Below are 17,843 nucleotides of genomic sequence, written 5' to 3'. Positions count from 1 at the left end.
GGTCAGGGTACCGCCGGGCCCGGCGCGCCCCCGGCCCGGTGCCAGACCGCCGAGCGCACGTCCGTGTCCTCGCCGCGGCTCAGCGTGACGACGAGCGGGTCGGCGACCAGGGAGTCGACGAACCCCGCGCCCCATTCGACCACCACCACGTCGCGGTCCAGCGCGGAGTCCAGGTCGAGCGATTCGAGCTGGTCGGCCAGGTCCGCCCGGCCGGGCCGACCGCCGTGGGGGTCCTCGCCCCCGAGCAGGCGATACGCGTCCACGTGGACCAGCCCCGGCCCGTCCGCGGTTCCCGGCGCGTGGCGGCGCGCGATGACGAAGGTCGGCGACGTCACGCGCCCGCGGACCCCGAGCCCGGCGGCGATCCCCGAGGCGAGCGCGGTCTTGCCCGCGCCGAGGGGCCCGTCGAGCACCACCACGTCCCCGGCCCGCAGCAGTCCGGCCAGCTCCGCCCCGAGCGCGTGGGTGTGCTCCACCGAGGGCAACTCGCGTTCCCCCGGCACCCCGATCGTCACGAGGCCTTGCTGTGCCCCGCCGGGGGGCCGCCGTTCTCCTCGGCGGCGCGGATACGCGTGCGCCACTCGACGATCGCGTCCGCGATGAGGTCACCGAGGACCTCGGAGACGTGTGCGGGCTCCTCCATCATCACCATGTGACCGCACCCCGGGACCACGACGAACTCCGCGTCCGGCAGCGCCTCCGCGATGTCCACGGACCGGTCGAGCGGGGTGAGCAGGTCGCGGTCGCCGCACAGCACGGTGGTGCGCACGGACCGCAACACGGGCATCGCGGCGGTCTCGTCGTGTTGGGTGAGGGTCTCGAAGAAGTTCGCGATGGTCAGCACGTCGGTCGACGCGATGAGCTTGTCCACGAACCTGGCGACGGTCGGGCTCATCCTGGCCGGGTCGCCGAACGAGCCACCGTAGATGAACGGGGAGATGAGCGCGCCGAGGGCTCGTCGCCCGCCGGTGAACACGCCGGGGGTCCGTCCGGCGAGACCCGCGACCCTGGCGACGGTCCTGCTGTCGAGCACCGCGCCGAGCCCCGCCTCGGACAGCTCGGCCATGGCGGTGGCGACCAGCCCCACCCCCAGGACCCGCTCGCGGACGGACCCGGGGTGGCGGGCGGCGTAGCCCATGACGGTCATGCCCCCCATGGAGTGACCGATCACCACGATCGGGCCCGTCGGGGCCGTCGCCGAGACGACCGTGTCGAGGTCGGAGGCGAGCTGCGCGATGGTCGAGTTGGCACGGGAACTCTTCCCGCTGAGGCCGTGACCGCGCTGGTCGTAGAACACCATCCGGACCTCGGACCCGAACCGGTCCTGCAGGTGCCGGCGCTGGAAGTGCCAGGAATCCATCGAGAGCGTGTAGCCGTGGGCGAACACCACCGTCATCGGGGCGTCGGTCGGCCCGGCCTCGCGCACGGCCAGCGGGACGCCGTCCGAGGCGGCGACCATCGAGCCGCGGTCCACGCCCAGTTCCCACATGTCCTCGCCCGCCCACGGGTCGTTGGCCCGCCGCCCGGGCAGGAGCGTGCCGACGGATCCGATGGTGGCCGCCCCGAGTGCGCTGAGCCCCGCGGCCAGGCCGCCGGGCGTGCGGATCTGTTCGGCCACCGCCTCGACGTCAGCCGGATCCCCGCCGACGAGCTCGGGGGGCCGGACCTCGACCGGCTCCTCCCCCGGGGTCCGGGTGGGGCGGCGGGGCAACCGGATCCGCGGCCTACCCCCGCGACGATCCGCGGTGTCCTGGTTCTCGCTCATCGTTGACCCTCCCTGTGCCCCCCGGGGACACCGTTGCCCCCGGGGACGTGGTGCCCCCTGAGAACGTACTGGCGGCTCGCCCGGCCGCGGACGGCGGTGACGACCTCGTAGTGGATGGTCCCCAGGGCCCGCGCCCACTCGGCGGCCGTGGGGCCCCCGTCGGAACCCGCACCGAACAGGACCGCGGTGTCGCCCGCCCGCACCGCGTCACCCGGGTCCGGCCCGAGGTCCACGACGAACTGGTCCATGCAGACGCGACCGACGTTCGGGTACCGACGGCCACCGATCGAGACGTCGAGCCTGCCCGAGAGCAGGCGCCACACCCCGTCGGCGTACCCCGCCGCCACGAGCGCGACCGTGGTGTCGCGGGGCGCGTGCCAGGTGTGCCCGTAGCTCACACCCTGACCGGCCGCCAGCCGCTTGGTCATCAGGACCTCCGCCGAGAACGTCATGGCCGGAATGAGCTCCACCCCCGGGTCGTCGACCGGGGAGAGCCCGTACAGGGCGATCCCGGGCCGGACCATCTCGAAGCCGTCCTCCGGGCGGGTCAGCGTCGCGGCCGAGTTGGCGTGGTGGTTGACGGGGCAGTCCAGGCCGCGCGCGCGGGCCTGCGCCACGCACTCGTGCAGCCGCGCCACCTGCTGGTCGATCACCGGGTTCCCCGGGTCGTCGGCATGCGCGAAGTGCGCCATCAACCCGGTGACCTCGATGAGCCCCTCCTCCGAGGCGTCCACCAGCCTGTCGAGGACGGCGGGCCAGTCGTCCAGCGTGATCCCGGAGCGGGCGAGCCCGGTGTCGATCTTGGGGGTCACCCGGGCGCGGCGGCCGGTGCGGCGCGCGGCGTCGAGGATGGTGTCGAGGTGACCGGGCCCGGGGACCGCGAGGTCCACGTCTGCCTCCAGAGCGGAACGGACGTCGTCGCCGGCCGAGTAGAGCCAGGCCAGGATCTCCGCGTCGATCCCCGCCCCGCGCAGTTCGAGCGCCTCCCCGATCGTGGTCACCCCGAGGGCGTCCGCACCCCCGCGCAGCGCCGCGAGGGAGACCGGGACGGCACCGTGGCCGTAGGCGTCGGCCTTGACCACGGCCATCACCCGCGCGCCGCGGGCAGACCGGAGCAGGACGCGGGCGTTGTGCTCGATCGCGTCCAGATCGATCTCGGCGCGGCACGGCGCCGGCGGGACAATCAGACCCATTTTGTCCATTATGCCAAACAGCGGCGACGGTGGCGATTCATTCATCGCGGAGCGAGGAGATCGCCCCCGGGAGTGCGGACAGCAGGTCGGTGGCACCGATCGGCGCGCCCGCCCCGCCCGTTCGCACCGCGGCGGCGCGGGCGGCGCCGGCGCGCTCCACCGCCGCCGCGACCGCCGGCCACGCCGCGGCCCGACCGTCCCCCCTGCCGCCCGCGAGCAACGCCCCGGCTATCCCGGACAGCACATCCCCGGAGCCTGCCGTGGCGGCCCAGGAGCAGCCGGCGTCGACGGACCAGGTCGTCTCGCCGTCGTCGACAAGCGTGACGCGTCCCTTGAGCAGCACCGTCGCGTTGATCCCCCGGTCTCGTAGACCGGCGACGTACCGGCGCAGGGCCCCGGCCCGGTCCGCCCGGTCCCACCCGCCGGTGAGGCGGTCGAACTCCCCCGCGTGGGGGGGGAGCAGCACCGACGCGGCGACGCCGCGCAGCAGGACCGGGTGGGCGGCGACGCAGGTCAGGGCGTCGGCGTCGAGCACCGTCGGCAGCCCGTGCGCGAGGACGGCGTCGATGTCGGCCACGGCCTCGGCGCCGGTGCCCGCACCCGGGCCCACGACCCAGGCCTGCGCGGTCCCCGCCTCCGCCACCGACGGGTGACACACCACCTCGGGCCGGACAGCGAGCACCGCGCCCGAGCCCGAACCCACGTAGCGCACCATCCCCGAGGTCGCCGCCACCGCCGCCGAGGCGCAGAGGACGGCCGCCCCGGGGAAGCGGTCGGAACCGGCGCGGATCGCCACCACGCCCTGGCTGTACTTGTCGTCGCCCGGCCCGGGCACCGGCCACGACCGGCCGACCTCCGCGCGGTCCGGTCGGCGGACGGATCGCGGTCCGGCGGGGATCCCGCCCATCCCGATGTCCACCACCTCGACCCGGCCGCACGCCGGGGAGGCCAGCAGGTGGGCCCGCCGGAGAGCGCCGAAGGTCACGGTGACGTGGGCCGGCACGTGCGGGTCGTGGACCGTTCCCGTGTCCGCGTCGACCCCGCTCGGCAGATCCACCGACACGAACGGGACCCCCGCCGCGGCGTGGTGGGCGACGATCCCCGCCGCCGGCTCCCGCAGCGGGCCGCTGCCCGCCAGGCCCACGACCCCGTCGATCACCACGTCGGGCGGGGTGGCCCCGGCACCGGGCCCGGCGCGGAACCCGGCCGCCCGCCCCCCCGCACGCCGCAACGCGGCGAGGGCCCGCGCGTGCGCCCGGGCCGGGTCGAGCAGGACCGCCTCGACGCGGCAGCCCCGGGCCCGCAGCATCGCGCCGGCGTACAGGGCGTCCCCACCGTTGTCCCCGCTGCCCACGATCAGCAGGACCGACCGGCCGAACACGCCGCCGGACCTCGAGCGCAGCAGCGCGGCGGTGTGGTGGGCGACGCCCGCGGCCGCGCGACGCATCACGGCGTCCGGGTCACCGGATGCCTCGGCCGCCTCGAGAAGCGGGCGCTCGGCGGCCCGGATCGCCTCGACCGGGTGTGCTCGCCTCATGACCGTCAGTCTCGCGGACGGGTCACTCCACCGTGACGGACTTGGCCAGGTTGCGCGGCTTGTCCACGTCGTAGCCGCGGGCGGCGGCCACCTCGGCGGCGAACGCCTGATACGGGATCGTGGCCAGCAGCGGCTGCAGGAGCGTGGTCGTGGCCGGGATCGGGATGAAGTGGTCCGCCAGCGGCCGCACCACCTCGTCACCCTCCTCGGCGATCACGATGGTCCGCGCGCCGCGGGCCCGGATCTCCTGGATGTTGCTCACCAGCTTGGAGTGGAGGACCCCGCGGCCCTCGACGGGGGGCATCACCACAAAGACGGGCAGGCCGTCCTCGATGAGCGCGATGGGGCCGTGCTTGAGCTCGCCGGCGGGGAAACCCTCCGCGTGCATGTACGCGAGCTCCTTGAGCTTGAGCGCGCCCTCGAGCGCCGTCGGGTAGCCGACGTGACGACCGAGGAACAGCACGGATTTGGAGTCGGCCAGCTCCCGCGCGATCTCGCGGACCGGCTCCAGGGAGTCCACGACCTGCTGGATGAGGGCCGGCATCTGCTCGAGCTGGCGGAACTCGGCGGCCACCTCGTCGGGGTACTTGGTGCCGCGGGCCTGCGCCAACGCCAGGCCGACGAGGTAGTTGGCGGTGATCTGCGCGAGGTACGCCTTGGTGGACGCCACGCCGATCTCGGGGCCGGCGTGCGTGTAGAGCACGGCGTCGGCCTCCCGGGGGATCTGCGAGCCGTTGGTGTTGCACACCGCCAACACGCGGGCCTTCTGCGCCCTGGCGTGTCGCACCGCCTCGAGGGTGTCGGCGGTCTCGCCGGACTGGGAGATCGCCACCACCAGGGTGGACCGGTCCAGCACGGGGTCGCGGTAGCGGAACTCCGAGGCGATCTCGACCTCACACGGCAGCCGCGTCCAGTGCTCGATCGCGTACTTGGCCACCATCCCGGAGTGGTAGGCACTGCCGCAGGCCACGATGAACACCTTGTCGATGTCCCGCAGTTCCTGGTCGCTCATCCGCTGCTCGTCCAGCACGATGCGGCCGTCCTGGAAATGGCCGAGGAGGGTGTCCGCCACGGCCGCCGGCTGCTCGGTGATCTCCTTGAGCATGAAGTAGTCGTACCCGCCCTTCTCGGCGGCGGCGAGGTCCCAGTCGATGTGGAACGGACGGCCCTCGGAGGGCTCACCGGCGAAGTCGGTGATCTCGTATCCGTCGGCCCGCAGCACCACCACGTTGTCCTGGCCGAGCTCCACCGCCTCGCGGGTGTGCTCGATGAACGCGGCGACGTCCGACCCGAGGAACATCTCCCCCTCCCCCACGCCCAGCACGAGCGGGGTGGAGCGACGGGCGGCGACGAGGGTGTCGGGGTGGGCGGCGTGACTGAACACCAGCGTGAACGCGCCCTCGAGGCGGTTGAGCACGGCGCGGCACGCGGCGACGAAGTCCCCGGCGTTCGGGCCGGAAGACATCTCGCGGGCCAACAGGTGCGCGGCGACCTCGGAGTCGGTATCCGACTCCAGCTCGACGCCCGCGGCCTCGAGCTCGGCTCTCAGCGGGGCGAAGTTCTCGATGATGCCGTTGTGCACGATCGCCACGTCCCCCGACACGTGGGGGTGGGCGTTGCGGTCACTCGGGCGCCCGTGGGTGGCCCACCGCGTGTGGCCGATCCCCGTGGTGCCCGGGAACCCGTCCCGGCCGGCGGCGTCGAGCGCGGCCTCGAGGTTGGCGAGCTTGCCCTCCTTCTTCTCGACCCGGGACGAGCCCGACCCGTCGAGAATGGCCACCCCGGACGAGTCGTATCCGCGGTACTCCATCCGCCGTAGGGCCTCGACCACAACGGGGAGGGCAGCCTGATGCCCCACATAACCGACGATTCCGCACATGGGCGCTAAGTGTAGCCACGCCGACCCGGCTCCCCGGCACCGTCCGTGCGCGGGAGGCGATACTGTTGGCCCCGTGGCCATCAAGACCAAGGAACTGCTCGAGACGCTCAGTCGCCGGGGCCCCCACGGGGTCGACACCGGCGATCTCGGCTTCACCGGGACCCCCGGCACGGTGTTCGTCCCCCGGGACGCGTCGTCGCCCGCACCCCTGGTGGGCTTCGCGCACGACTGGACCAAGGCCCCCCGTCACTACGTCGACACCCTCAAGCACCTCGCGTCGTGGGGCTTCGTCGTAGTGGCACCGGCCACCGACACGTCGGTCCGGCCGCACCACCAGCACTACGCCGACCACCTGTCGGCCGCCGTCGAGGACGCCCTCCAGGCCACCCTCGGACGGGGGGCGGTCCGCGCCGATGCGCGCCGGATAGGCCTGGTCGGCCACGGGCTGGGCGGAGGGGTCGGCGCCCTGTTGGCGTCCCAGCGCACGGACATCGACGCGGTGGCGATGCTCTTCCCCACGGAGACCGTCCCCGCGGCCGCCGATCGCGCCGTGACCATCGACGCCCCCGCGTTGCTGCTGTCCGCGTCGGGCGGCGTCCACGCCGAGGACGCGCGCGCACTCCACCTGGCGTGGCGCGGGCCGATAGTGCACCGGCGCATGGCCAAGGCGATCGAGCCGGGACTGGTCGAGGGCGCCCCGCTGCTCAAGTACGTCGGCCTGGCCGACCCGGACCACCGCACGCAGCGCACGGTGCGGCCGCTTCTCGCCGGTTACCTGCTGGCCACGCTCGCGGGGGACGACGCCTACGCCGCGTTCGCCGACCCCGACGCCGGGTTCAAGGGCGCCGTCACGGTGACCGACGAGATGCTGGACGAGGAGGGGGACGACCTCGTCCCCAGCACCCCGCCGCTCCTCAAGTTGGTCAAGGGCCTCACCGGGAGCTGAACCGGCGCCCTCCCCGACCGGCTCAGACCGCGGCGACGACGTCCGCGAGCCGCTCGGCGACGCCCTGCGCGAGGTCGGGGTCCTGCGCCTCGACCATCACGCGGACGAGTTGCTCGGTCCCCGACGGGCGCAGCAGCACGCGGCCGGCACTACCGAGCGTCGCCTCCTCCGCCGCCACGGCATCGGCCACGGCGCCGGACGCGGCCACTGCGGCCTTGTCCCCGACGGGCACGTTGATGAGCACCTGCGGCAGGACGGTCATGACGCCGGCCAGCTCGGCGAGGCTCTTGCCGGTCTCGGCCATCCGCGCCATGATCCGCAGGCCGGTCAGGACGCCGTCGCCGGTGGTGGCGTGCGCGGGCAGCACGAGGTGCCCGGACTGCTCGCCGCCGAGGCTGTAGGAGCCCTCGCGCAGCCGCTCGAGCACGTACCGGTCGCCGACCTTGGTCTCGGCGATCTCGATGCCCGCCTCGCGCATGGCGACCTTGAGTCCGAGGTTGCTCATCACGGTGGCGACCAGGGTGTTCTCCGCCAGCTCGCCGGAGTCGCGCATCGCGAGGGCGAGGATGGCCATGATCTGGTCGCCGTCGACCACCTCGCCGGCGGCGTCCACGGCGAGGCAGCGGTCGGCGTCGCCGTCGTGCGCCAGGCCGAGGTCGGCGCCGTGCTCGACCACCGCGGCGCGCACGTCGTCGAGGTGGGTGGAGCCGCATTTGTCGTTGATGTTGTAGCCGTCGGGGCTGGCGTGGATCTCGATCACCGTGGCGCCGGCCTCGCGGTAGGCGCGCGGCGCGGCGTCGCTGGCGGCGCCGTTGGCGCAGTCGACGACGACGACGAGGCCGTCCAGCCGACCCGGCGTGGCGCTGAGCAGATGGCCGACATAGCCGTCCAGGGCGTCTGCGGGGCAGGCGCGGCTGATCCGGCCGATCGCGTCACCGGTCGGGCCGGTGATCGGCTCACCGGTGAGCGCGGACTCGATGGCGTCCTCGACGTGGTCGCCGAGCTTGTGCCCGCCGGCGGCGAAGAACTTGATGCCGTTGTCCGGCATGGCGTTGTGCGAGGCGGAGATCATCGCGCCGAGCGCGGCCCCGTGCTGGGCGGTGAGGTGGGCGACGGCCGGGGTGGGCAGCTCGCCCACCAGGAGCACGTCGACGCCCTGGCTGGACAGGCCTGCCGAGAGGGCGGCTTCGAGCATCTCGCCGGAGACGCGCGGGTCCCGTCCCACCACTGCCAGCGGGCGGGCGGTGACGGTGCCGTCGTGGTCGCGTTCCGCCGCGAGGACGGCCGCGGCGGCGGCTCCGAGCCGCAGCGCCAGGTCCGCGGTGAGCGTCCGGTTGGCCAGTCCGCGGACCCCGTCGGTGCCGAAGAGTCGGGTCATGTCGTGAATCCTCCGGATTCGGGTGTGCGCGTTCGCGCCGCTGATGTTCACCGTGTGAGCATTGCCGCCGACAGTCGGCGTTCGGGCCTCGGTCAGGATAACCGCTGAGGGGACAGCGTCCTGGAAAGGACCAGAGCAGGCCCCCGCGCGGTGCGGGAACCTGCTCTGGGTGACGCGATCTCGGCGGGAGAGATCAGCGCTTCGAGTACTGCGGGGCCTTACGGGCCTTCTTGAGGCCGGCCTTCTTGCGCTCGACGGCGCGGGCGTCCCGGGTAAGGAAGCCGGCCTTCTTCAGGGCCGGGCGATCGTCCGGGGCGTACTCGATGAGCGCACGGGCGATGGCCAGACGCAACGCGCCCGCCTGCCCGGACGGCCCGCCACCGTGGAGCAGACCCACGATGTCGAACTGCTCCTCGCGCTCGACTAGCACCAGCGGCGACTTGACCAGCTGCTGGTGCACCTTGTTCGGGAAGTAGCCCTCGAGGGTGCGACCGTTCAGCGTGAACTGGCCGGAGCCGGGCACGAGGCGGACGCGGGCGACGGCCTCCTTGCGGCGGCCGACGGCCTGCGTCGGGCCGGAGGTGACGATCGGCGCCAGCTGGGTCTCGGTGCCGGAGTCGTACTCGGTGCCACCGGCGTAGTCGGCCTCGCTGTAGTCCTCGGCGACCTCGGCGGCGAGATCCGCCACGGTGTCGTCGGCGACCTCGGCCTCGGGGGTGATGTTCTCGTCGGTCACTGGGCCACCTGCTTGATCTCGTAGGGCACGGGCTGCTGGGCGGCGTGCGGGTGCTCGGGACCCGCGTACACCTTCAGCTTGGAGGCGACGGCATTGCCGAGCTTGTTGCTCGGGAGCATGCCCTTGACCGCCTTCTCGACGACGCGGTCCGGGCGCGTCTCCATGGCCTTGCCGAGGGACTGCGACTTGAGCCCGCCCGGGAAACCGGAGTGGCGGTGGTGGAAGACGCGCTCGCGCTTGTTGGACGAGATCGCGACCTTGTCGGCGTTGATGATGATGACGAAGTCGCCGGTGTCGGCGTTCGGGGCGAACTGCGGCTTGTGCTTGCCGCGGAGGATGTTGGCGACCTGGACGGCGAGTCGACCGAGAACCACATCGGTGGCGTCGATGACGTACCAGGCGCGCGTCACGTCCCCGGGCTTGGGGGCATACGTGGACACAGGCGATACCTCTGTCTATCTAGTAGGGCTGCCGGCCGGACGGACGCCCTCCCCCTCGCGCGGCGGCCGGTGGTGACCCGCGGAGGCGGTCCGTCGATCCCCGGCGACGGGGACGACACGGACGCCAGCGGTCTACCCTACCGGCCGCGGTGCGTCGCTCCAACTCGCGGCCACGCCCGCCCCGGCCATCAGTTAGACTCTCCCCGGTTCCCGCCCTCGTAGCTCAGTGGATAGAGCACGGCTCTCCTAAAGCCGGTGTCGGAGGTTCGATTCCTCTCGAGGGCACCACGTGCCCCCTCCGATCGTCAGCGCCGGAGGGTGGCGTTGAGCGACCCGGTCAGCGCGAGGATCGGCAGCCCGATGAGCAGGTGCACTATCGCCGCCGCCAGACCGTCAAGGAACGGGACCGTGACCAACAGGGGCAGGGCCACCGCGGCCACGATGAGGAGCCCGACGGTCCACGAGAAGAACTGCTGGGGGTTCGCGGTACCCACCAGCAGGAGGTACCAGAGCAGGCCCGCCAGGAGCGCCGCCACCGCCCCGTACACGGCGTACATGGTGGGGGTGTTGCCGCCGCCTGCCCACTGGTGACCGAACCTGGTGAACACCGCGTCGACCACCCACGAGATCAGCCACCCGGCGATCGCCGCGACCAGCGCGGTGGCGGCGACGCTGCCGACGAACTTCCCCACGTCGAGCGCCGGGCCGCGGGGTTCGCGGCGCTCCGGATACCCGGGGTCGGTCGCGTAGGGCTCGTCGTACGCGGGGTTCCCGCCGGCCTGCGAATACGCGCGGGATTCCGGCTGCTGCCCCATCCGCCGTGTCTGGTCGTCCTGTCCGGGATACATCGCTACCGCCTTCGATTACGTGTGGTGGTCCCCGAGGGTAGCCCTCCCGTGGACATGACGCGGCCCGCCCGACCGTTGTGGCGGTCGGGCGGGCCGGTGGTGGGTCGCGCCGGGACGCGTCCGTCAGTGCGGATCCGTCAGTGCGAGATCGTCTTCTCCACACCGACACCCGTGAGGGAGCGCACCTCCATCTCGATCCGCCTCTCGGGGAACTCGTCCTTCTTGCCGAGGAAGGTACCGATGATGCCCAGCAGGAACGCCAGCGGGATCGACACGATGCCCGGATTGGACAGCGGGAACAGGGAGAAGTCCACGCTGGAGATCATCGACTTCTCACTGCCGGAGACGGCCGGCGACAGCGCGATCAGCACCAGGGTGGTGATCAGGCCGCCGTACATGGAGCACAGGGCGCCGGTGGTGTTGAACCGCTTCCAGAACAGCGAGTACAGGATCGTCGGCAGGTTCGCCGAGGCCGCGATGGCAAAGGCGAGCGCCACGAGGAACGCGATGTTCTGACCCATCGCGCCGATCCCCATCACGATCGACACGAGGCCGATCACGACCACGGTGATCCTGGAGACCCGGAGCTGGTCCTTCTCGGTCGCCTTGCCGTGCTTGATCACGCCGTTGTAGATGTCGTGGGCGAACGACGCCGACGCGGTGATCGCCAGTCCGGCCACCACCGCGAGGATGGTGGCGAAGGCGACCGCCGAGATGATGCCCAGGAAGATCTCGCCGCCGAGGGCGAACGCCAGCAGCGGTGCCGCCGAGTTGACGCCGCCCGGCGCCGCCTTGATGACCTCGGGCCCCACCATCGCCGCCGCGCCGAAGCCGAGGACGAGGGTGAACAGGTAGAAGCCGCCGATGAGGACGATCGCCCAGGTCACGGACCGGCGCGCCTCCTTGGCCGTCGGGACGGTGTAGAAGCGCATCAGCACGTGCGGGAGACCGGCGGTGCCGAAGACCAGGGCGATCGACAGCGAGACGAAGTCGAGCTTGCTGGTCTCGGTGGCGCCGTACTGCAGACCCGGTTGGAGCAGGTCCTTGCCGGAGTTGGCCACCGCCTCACCGAGCAGCGCGGAGAAGTTGCCGCGGGCGGCCACCAGCACGAGGATGCACATGATCAACACGCCGCCCACGAGCAGGACCGCCTTGACCATCTGGACGTAGGTGGTGCCCTTCATGCCGCCGACCAGGACGTACACGATCATCAGCAGTCCCACGACCGCGACGACGATCGCCTGCCCGGTCGAGTCGTCGATGTTGAGGAGAAGGGCGACCAGGCCACCCGCGCCCGCCATCTGGGCGATGAGGTAGAACAGGCACACCGCGAGGGTCGCCAGGGCCGCGGCCATCCGGACCGGCCGCTGGTTGAGCCGGAAGCTCAGCACGTCCGCCATCGTGAATCGGCCCGTGTTGCGCATCAACTCCGCGACCAGCATCAGGGCGACGAGCCAGGCCACCAGGAAGCCGATGGAGTAGAGGAAGCCGTCGTAGCCGTTGATCGCGATGGCGCCGGCGATGCCGAGGAACGAGGCCGCCGACAGGTAGTCGCCGGCGATCGCGAACCCGTTCTGGGGTCCGGTGAAGCTCGAACCGCCGGTGTAGAAGTCCTTGGTCGACTTGGTCGATTTGGAGGCCCTCAGCACGAGGGTCATCGTGATGACGATGAAGACGCCGAAGACGACCATGTTGAGCACGGTGCTGCCGACCTGCTCGCCCGGGACGAGTTCGTTGATGTTGATCAGCCAGTCGCCCATCAGGCCACCTCACCTTCCAGCTCGTGGCGGATCGCTGCCGCGCGGGGATCGATCTCCCGGTTGGCGAACCGGATGTAGAGGAACGTGATGAGGAACGTGGTGACGAACTGCCCCAACCCGATGATGAGACCCCAGGTGATGTTCCCGAACGCTCGCGAGCCCATGAAGCCCGTCGCGTAGATCGACAGTAGAACGTAGAGGAAGTACCAGACGAGGAACGCGATCGTCATGGGGAACACGAACGACCTGAAGCGGCTTCGCAGTTCCTCGAACTCCGGGCTGGTGCGCATCGCCGCGAATTCCGGCGCTTCCGGCGTGCGCCGGGGTGGCCCCCCCGTCGGCGGATCAGTTGGTTGGGACACGGGGGTCCTCCGTTTCAGATCGCTCGAGCCGCACCTCTGTTGTGGTGCACCTCACAGACAGTGACGGAGAGAGTGTGACACGAGACACAGGAGTTTCGCAGAACCCCGCCCCGGCAACGCAAATGAACTGCGCGAAGACCGCCCGACGGCCGCCCCCATCGGGGGGGTGCGGTCACCTCACGTGGGGCTGGCCGCACGTGCGGCCCGGGTCACCGTCCCCGGAACACGGGGGGTCGCTTCTCCGCGCGGGCCGCGCGGGCCTCCGCCATGTCGTCGCTGCTCCAGGCCCGCTGCTGGAGCTCGGTGTGTTCGTCCCGCGGCAGCAACCGGGCGTCGTCGTCGTTGATCACGGACTTGATGTGCCGCAGGCTCAGCGGGGCGAACCTGGAGATCTCGGCCGCCAGTTCCATCGCGGTGTCCAGCCCACCGATCTCGTTGGCCAGCCCGATGCGAGCCGCCTCCTCGGCACCGACCGGTCGCGCGGTCATGAGCACCGACCGGGCGTGCCCACCGCCGACGACGTTGGCCAGCCGCTTGATGGTCCAGTTGTCCAGGGCCAGCCCCACCTTGACCACCGGTACGGCGAACACCGCCCCGGGCGCGACCACCCTGAGGTCCGCCGCCAGCGCGAGCTGGACCCCCGCACCCACCGCGGGACCGTTGACGGCCGCCACGACAGGGACGGGAACGGACTCCACGGCGCGGAGCATCGCCGCGTGGGCCTCGTAGAAGTCGGTGTTGTAGACCCCGCCGGACAGGTCCGCGCCCGCACAGAAGGCGGTCCCGGCCCCGGTGACGACGATGGCGCGCACCGGGTCCTCGGCCTCCGCGAGTGCGCCGGCGGACTCGATGGCCTCGCGCAGGGCGGTACACACCTGCGCGTCGAGGGCGTTGCGGGTGGCGTGGCGGTCGATGGTGACGACGGCGACTGCACCGTCCCTTCCGGTGACGATCATGGCGGCGGGGGCCTCCTCTGCGGGATGGGGGTACGGTCGTGCACCCCTTCGATGACGGTACCCGCTGGTGAGCGCCCCCACCGTACGATGCGGTCATGGCGCGAACCGGAGCTCTGCAGATCCTCGACCTGGTCCTCGACGCCGGCTCGTTCCGGTCCTGGGACAGGGCTCCGGTGCGCTCGACGCAGGTCGACTCGGTCCCCGGGTACGCCGCCGCGCTCGAGCGTGCGGCGCGGTCCTCGGGCGTCGACGAGGCGGTCATCACCGGCGAGGGCACCCTGAGGGGCCGGCGGGTGGTGTTCATCGCCTGCGAGTTCGACTTCCTCGCCGGATCGATCGGCATCGCGGCCGCCGAGCGGATCGTCTCCGCGATCGAGCGCGCCACGGCGGAGCGGCTCCCGGTCCTGGCGTCGCCGACGTCCGGCGGCACCCGGATGCAGGAGGGCACAATCGCGTTCCTCCAGATGGTCAAGATCTCCGGGGCGGTGGCCGGGCACAAGTCCGCGGGGCTTCCGTACCTCGTCTACCTGCGACATCCCACCACCGGCGGGGTGTTCGCCTCCTGGGGATCACTCGGGCACGTCTCCGTGGCCGAACCCGGTGCGCTCATCGGCTTCCTCGGCCCCCGCGTGTACGAGGCGCTCTACCAGGCCCCCTTCCCCGAGGGCGTCCAGGTCTCGGAGAACCTCGCGCGCCGCGGGATGATCGACGGAGTGGTCCCACCGGAGGGGGTGCGGGACCTCACCGCGATGGCGCTGCGGGTGCTGTGCGAGGACCCGCCGTCCGACGACGAGCCGGCCCCACCTCCCGGGCCGGTCCGCCCGCCGGAGACCGATGAGGCCGGACCGCCGGACGCGTGGGACGCCATCACCCGCTCCCGCCGCGGCGACCGACCCGGCGCGCGGTCGTTCCTCGCGCGCGTCGCGCCTGACCGGGTCCCGCTCTCGGGAACCGGTCAGGGCGAGGACAGCGGTTCGCTCCTGCTCGCGCTCGCGCGATTCCGCGGACAGTCCGCCGTGGTCCTGGCCCAGGACCGCGACGCGGAGAACGAATCGAGCCCGCTCGGCCCGTCGGCCCTGCGTTCGGCCCGCAGGGGGATGCGGATCGCGGCGGAGGTCGGGGTCCCGCTGGTCCTGCTCATCGACACCCGCGGCGCCGCGCTGTCCCGCGAGGCGGAGGAGGGCGGCCTCGCGGGCGAGATCGCCCGCAGCCTGGCGGACCTCGTCACCCTCCCCACCCCGACCGTCTCGGTGATCCTGGGTCAGGGCACCGGTGGCGCCGCCTTGGCCATGCTCCCGGCCGACCGGGTGCTGTGCGCCAGACACGGGTGGCTCGCGCCACTGCCACCCGAGGGTGCGAGCGCGATCCTCCACCACACCACGTCCCGCGCCGCGGAGGTGGCGCGAACGCAGGGCATCACCTCGGCGGACCTCCACGCGGCGGGGATCGTCGACGTCGTGGTCCCCGAGCGGCCCGACGCCGCCGATGAGCCCGACGCGTTCTGCGACCGCCTGGCCGACGCCGTGGCCTCGGCCTTGATGGAGGTCCGGCGCCTCCCCCCCGAGCGGAGGTACGCCGAACGCATGTCCAGGTATCGCCACCTGGGCCTGGCGCTAGAGTGAACCGGGTCACAGTCCGCCGGCACCGATCGGCGGCACACTCCCGTACGTGAGGGGCCTGCCCGATGTCGAACTCCCCGACCCCGTCGACCTACGCCGACGCCCACCGGCTCTCGATCACCGATCCCGACGTCTTCTGGCTGGACGCCGCCCGCGGTATCGACTGGACCAGGCAGCCCACCACCGCCGTCGACTCGTCCCGGCCGCCCTTCTACCGCTGGTTCCCGGACGGCGAGCTCAACACGTCGTATAACTGCATCGACCGCCACATCGAGGCGGGCCGGGGGGACCAGGCCGCGTACATCTACGACTCCGCCGTCACCGGGGTCAAGGAGACCATCACCTACTCCCAACTGCTCGACCAGGTGGAGGCCTTCGCCGGCGCACTTCGCGCCGAGGGCGTCGGCAGGGGCGATCGGGTCGTCATCTACATGCCCATGATCCCCCGTGCCGCGGTCGCCATGCTCGCCTGCGCCCGCCTCGGCGCGATCCATTCCGTCGTGTTCGGCGGATTCGCCGCCCCGGAACTCGCGATCCGGATCGACGACGCCCGGCCGAAGGTCATCGTCACCGCCACCGGCGGCATCGAGCCCACCCGCAGGATCCCCTACTTCCCCATGGTGGCCAAGGCCCTCCGGCTCAGCTACGCGAGCCCCAGCGCCGTGATCGTCGCCTCGCGCGCGGAGCATTTCCCGGACGAGGTGTTCCCCGAGACCCCCGGCGTCACGTGGACCGACTGGGACGACGCCGTGGCCGTCGCGGAACCGGCGGGTCCCGTCGCCGTCGCCGCCAACGACCCGCTGTACATCCTCTACACCTCCGGCACCACGGGCATGCCCAAGGGCGTCGTCCGGGACAACGGCGGGCACGCGGTCGCGCTCGCGTGGTCGATGTGGAACGTCTACGGCGTGCGGCCCGGAGACGTGTGGTGGTCGGCCTCCGACGTCGGCTGGGTGGTCGGGCACTCGTACATCGTCTACGCGCCCCTCCTCGTGGGGGCGACCTCGATCATCTACGAGGGCAAGCCCGTCGGCACCCCCGATGCGGGCGCGTTCTGGCGTGTGATCTCGGAGCACAAGGCCGTCGCGCTCTTCACGGCCCCCACCGCGGTGCGGGCCGTCCGCAAGGAGGACCCGGAGGGCCTGGAGATCGGCAAGTACGACCTGTCGGGCATGCACACCCTGTTCTGTGCGGGCGAGCGCCTCGACCCCGAGACGTACCAGTGGGCCACCGACAAGCTCGGCAAGCCCGTGGTGGACAACTGGTGGCAGACCGAGACCGGCTGGCCCATCGCCTCCAACCTCCGCGGGTTGGACCCCATGACCATCAAGGCCGGCTCCCCGACCGTCGCCGTGCCCGGGTACGACCTGCGGGTCCTCGACGGCGAGGGCAACGAACTCGCCGCCGGGGAGGAGGGGAACCTCGTCATCAAGCTACCGATGGCCCCGGGCACGCTCCTGGGCCTGTGGGAGGACGACGAGCGATTCGTCTCCTCCTACATGTCCGTGTTCGACGGCTACTACTCGACCGGTGACGGCGGGTTCATCGACTCCGACGGCTACGTCTACGTCATGGGCCGGACGGACGATGTCATCAACGTCGCCGGGCACCGGCTGTCCACGGGCTCCATGGAGGCCGTGATCGCCAAGCACCCGGCTGTCGCCGAGGTCGCGGTGATCGGCGTCAGGGACGAACTCAAGGGCCAGCGGCCCGTCGGTTACGTGGTGCTCAAGGCCGGCGAGGTCCGCGACCCGGAGCAGCTCAGGTCGGAACTGGTGACGATGGTCCGCGAGGACATCGGCGCGGTGGCCACGTTCCGCGACTGCACGGTGGTGCAGGGCCTGCCCAAGACCCGCTCGGGCAAGATCCTGCGCAAGACCATGCGGCAGATCGCCGACGGCCAGGAGAATGTTCCCGTGCCGTCGACGATCGAGGACCCGCAGGTGCTGGAGGACCTCGCCCCGTTCCTGCGGCAGCAGGGCTAGGCTGCGCGGCTCTCCAGCCGGCGACCTACCGGACCGGGAGCGACTCCTCGTTGCCCGAGCAGGAGCCGCCGAGGTAGGAGTCCCACGTGTCCACCTCGGGATCGCACTCGACCGCCAGGGAGATGCCGCTACGACGGGGCGCGAACACGCCGATCGCGGAGCGGGGGCCCCTCTTGTTGACCGCGAAGACGACCTCCTCCTCGCCGGGGAGGATCCGGTTGACCTCATCGGCGACGTCCTCGACGGAGTCGAACTGCCACGACGGGAGGTCGTCGAAGCTCACGTAGGTGGCCCCGGAGACGGTCTCGACCCGGGGCACCGCGGAGGCGGTGGCCGGCCCGGCCAGGGCGAGGCCGCCGGCGGTCATTCCGAGAACGGCGGCGGCGGCGAGCGCGCGGCGGGCGATGCGGGGGGCAGTGATCATGACGAATGCCTTCCT

At 72.0% G+C, this 17,843-nt stretch carries 16 protein-coding genes and 1 tRNA gene; 4 read left to right on the top strand and 13 right to left on the bottom strand.

Going from position 1 to position 17,843, the window contains the following annotated elements; genetic code table 11:
• Window positions 1-2: 2 nt before the first annotated feature.
• Genes Q0444_RS10645 through glmS form a run of 5 tightly spaced genes read right to left on the bottom strand, consistent with a single transcriptional unit; the run spans window position 3 to window position 6,374 of the window.
• Window positions 3-515: a tRNA (adenosine(37)-N6)-threonylcarbamoyltransferase complex ATPase subunit type 1 TsaE gene (locus tag Q0444_RS10645; RefSeq protein WP_291080691.1), complete on the bottom strand. Its 513-nt coding sequence runs from the start codon at window positions 513-515 to the stop codon at window positions 3-5.
• Window positions 512-1,765 carry an alpha/beta fold hydrolase gene (locus tag Q0444_RS10640; protein WP_299023210.1) on the bottom strand — a complete coding sequence of 418 codons (1,254 nt, stop codon included), beginning with the start codon at window positions 1,763-1,765 and terminating at the stop codon, window positions 512-514. The genes Q0444_RS10645 and Q0444_RS10640 overlap by 4 nt, the downstream gene beginning before the upstream one ends.
• Window positions 1,762-2,958 carry an alanine racemase gene (alr, locus tag Q0444_RS10635; RefSeq protein ID WP_299023209.1) on the bottom strand — a complete coding sequence of 399 codons (1,197 nt, stop codon included), beginning with the start codon at window positions 2,956-2,958 and terminating at the stop codon, window positions 1,762-1,764. The genes Q0444_RS10640 and alr overlap by 4 nt, the downstream gene beginning before the upstream one ends.
• Before the next feature lie 37 nt (window positions 2,959-2,995).
• A complete protein-coding gene (locus Q0444_RS10630; protein ID WP_299023208.1) occupies window positions 2,996-4,495 on the bottom strand; it encodes a bifunctional ADP-dependent NAD(P)H-hydrate dehydratase/NAD(P)H-hydrate epimerase in 1,500 nt (499 codons plus the stop codon).
• Between the two features lie 22 nt (window positions 4,496-4,517).
• Window positions 4,518-6,374, bottom strand: coding sequence for a glutamine--fructose-6-phosphate transaminase (isomerizing) (gene glmS, locus Q0444_RS10625; protein ID WP_291080699.1), 1,857 nt, complete (start codon window positions 6,372-6,374; stop codon window positions 4,518-4,520).
• 73 nt (window positions 6,375-6,447) lie between these two features.
• Here glmS and Q0444_RS10620 point away from each other — a divergent pair, with 73 nt between their 5' ends.
• Window positions 6,448-7,320: a chlorophyllase/cutinase-like alpha/beta fold protein gene (locus Q0444_RS10620; protein WP_291080701.1), complete on the top strand. Its 873-nt coding sequence runs from the start codon at window positions 6,448-6,450 to the stop codon at window positions 7,318-7,320.
• Between the two features lie 22 nt (window positions 7,321-7,342).
• Here the strand turns inward: Q0444_RS10620 and glmM are convergent, their stop codons facing one another.
• From glmM to rplM, 3 genes are all read right to left on the bottom strand, one after another.
• Entirely contained in the window at window positions 7,343-8,698 is a 1,356-nt protein-coding gene (glmM, locus tag Q0444_RS10615) for a phosphoglucosamine mutase (protein WP_291080703.1), read from the bottom strand.
• 193 nt (window positions 8,699-8,891) lie between these two features.
• Complete coding sequence (gene rpsI, locus Q0444_RS10610; protein ID WP_291080705.1) at window positions 8,892-9,434, bottom strand: 30S ribosomal protein S9; 543 nt, start codon at window positions 9,432-9,434, stop codon at window positions 8,892-8,894.
• Entirely contained in the window at window positions 9,431-9,874 is a 444-nt protein-coding gene (gene rplM, locus Q0444_RS10605) for a 50S ribosomal protein L13 (protein WP_299023207.1), read from the bottom strand. The genes rpsI and rplM overlap by 4 nt, the downstream gene beginning before the upstream one ends.
• 212 nt (window positions 9,875-10,086) lie before the next feature.
• Here rplM and Q0444_RS10600 point away from each other — a divergent pair.
• Window positions 10,087-10,162, top strand: a tRNA-Arg gene (locus tag Q0444_RS10600).
• A gap of 17 nt (window positions 10,163-10,179) precedes the next feature.
• Here the strand turns inward: Q0444_RS10600 and Q0444_RS10595 are convergent.
• The 4 genes from Q0444_RS10595 to Q0444_RS10580 form a co-directional block, all read right to left on the bottom strand.
• On the bottom strand, window positions 10,180-10,722 hold the full coding sequence (locus tag Q0444_RS10595; RefSeq protein WP_291080709.1) for a hypothetical protein: 543 nt from the start codon (window positions 10,720-10,722) through the stop codon (window positions 10,180-10,182).
• 137 nt (window positions 10,723-10,859) lie between these two features.
• Window positions 10,860-12,482: a cation acetate symporter gene (locus tag Q0444_RS10590; RefSeq protein ID WP_299023206.1), complete on the bottom strand. Its 1,623-nt coding sequence runs from the start codon at window positions 12,480-12,482 to the stop codon at window positions 10,860-10,862.
• Window positions 12,482-12,772, bottom strand: a complete 291-nt coding sequence (locus Q0444_RS10585; RefSeq protein WP_291082410.1) for a DUF485 domain-containing protein — start codon at window positions 12,770-12,772, stop codon at window positions 12,482-12,484. The genes Q0444_RS10590 and Q0444_RS10585 overlap by 1 nt, the downstream gene beginning before the upstream one ends.
• A gap of 281 nt (window positions 12,773-13,053) precedes the next feature.
• Entirely contained in the window at window positions 13,054-13,800 is a 747-nt protein-coding gene (locus tag Q0444_RS10580) for an enoyl-CoA hydratase (protein ID WP_291082413.1), read from the bottom strand.
• A 95-nt stretch (window positions 13,801-13,895) separates the two neighbouring features.
• On the opposite strand from Q0444_RS10580, the gene Q0444_RS10575 reads away from it, so the two are divergent.
• Both Q0444_RS10575 and Q0444_RS10570 read left to right on the top strand, forming a co-directional pair.
• Window positions 13,896-15,422, top strand: coding sequence for a carboxyl transferase domain-containing protein (locus Q0444_RS10575; RefSeq protein WP_299023205.1), 1,527 nt, complete (start codon window positions 13,896-13,898; stop codon window positions 15,420-15,422).
• 62 nt (window positions 15,423-15,484) lie between these two features.
• Window positions 15,485-17,404, top strand: coding sequence for a propionyl-CoA synthetase (locus Q0444_RS10570; protein WP_291082419.1), 1,920 nt, complete (start codon window positions 15,485-15,487; stop codon window positions 17,402-17,404).
• A gap of 25 nt (window positions 17,405-17,429) precedes the next feature.
• Here Q0444_RS10570 and Q0444_RS10565 read toward each other — a convergent pair whose 3' ends face one another.
• On the bottom strand, window positions 17,430-17,828 hold the full coding sequence (locus Q0444_RS10565; RefSeq protein WP_291082422.1) for a hypothetical protein: 399 nt from the start codon (window positions 17,826-17,828) through the stop codon (window positions 17,430-17,432).
• Between the last annotated feature and the right edge of the window lie 15 nt (window positions 17,829-17,843).

The organism is uncultured Dietzia sp. (genome assembly GCF_937873725.1).
Classification (GTDB): domain Bacteria; phylum Actinomycetota; class Actinomycetes; order Mycobacteriales; family Mycobacteriaceae; genus Dietzia.
This window is presented reverse-complemented; position numbering and strand designations above follow the sequence as displayed.

What these genes read in the sequence shown, in the direction of transcription:
- Q0444_RS10640 (WP_299023210.1), bottom strand. Translation starts at nt 1,765, where the DNA reads ATGAGCGAGAACCAGGACACCGCGGATCGTCGCGGGGGTAGGCCGCGG.
- alr (WP_299023209.1), bottom strand. Translation starts at nt 2,958, where the DNA reads ATGGGTCTGATTGTCCCGCCGGCGCCGTGCCGCGCCGAGATCGATCTG.
- Q0444_RS10630 (WP_299023208.1), bottom strand. Translation starts at nt 4,495, where the DNA reads ATGAGGCGAGCACACCCGGTCGAGGCGATCCGGGCCGCCGAGCGCCCG.
- glmS (WP_291080699.1), bottom strand. Translation starts at nt 6,374, where the DNA reads ATGTGCGGAATCGTCGGTTATGTGGGGCATCAGGCTGCCCTCCCCGTT.
- glmM (WP_291080703.1), bottom strand. Translation starts at nt 8,698, where the DNA reads ATGACCCGACTCTTCGGCACCGACGGGGTCCGCGGACTGGCCAACCGG.
- Q0444_RS10595 (WP_291080709.1), bottom strand. Translation starts at nt 10,722, where the DNA reads ATGTATCCCGGACAGGACGACCAGACACGGCGGATGGGGCAGCAGCCG.
- Q0444_RS10590 (WP_299023206.1), bottom strand. Translation starts at nt 12,482, where the DNA reads ATGGGCGACTGGCTGATCAACATCAACGAACTCGTCCCGGGCGAGCAG.
- Q0444_RS10585 (WP_291082410.1), bottom strand. Translation starts at nt 12,772, where the DNA reads ATGCGCACCAGCCCGGAGTTCGAGGAACTGCGAAGCCGCTTCAGGTCG.
- Q0444_RS10580 (WP_291082413.1), bottom strand. Translation starts at nt 13,800, where the DNA reads ATGATCGTCACCGGAAGGGACGGTGCAGTCGCCGTCGTCACCATCGAC.
- Q0444_RS10575 (WP_299023205.1), top strand. Translation starts at nt 13,896, where the DNA reads ATGGCGCGAACCGGAGCTCTGCAGATCCTCGACCTGGTCCTCGACGCC.
- Q0444_RS10570 (WP_291082419.1), top strand. Translation starts at nt 15,485, where the DNA reads ATGTCGAACTCCCCGACCCCGTCGACCTACGCCGACGCCCACCGGCTC.
- Q0444_RS10565 (WP_291082422.1), bottom strand. Translation starts at nt 17,828, where the DNA reads ATGATCACTGCCCCCCGCATCGCCCGCCGCGCGCTCGCCGCCGCCGCC.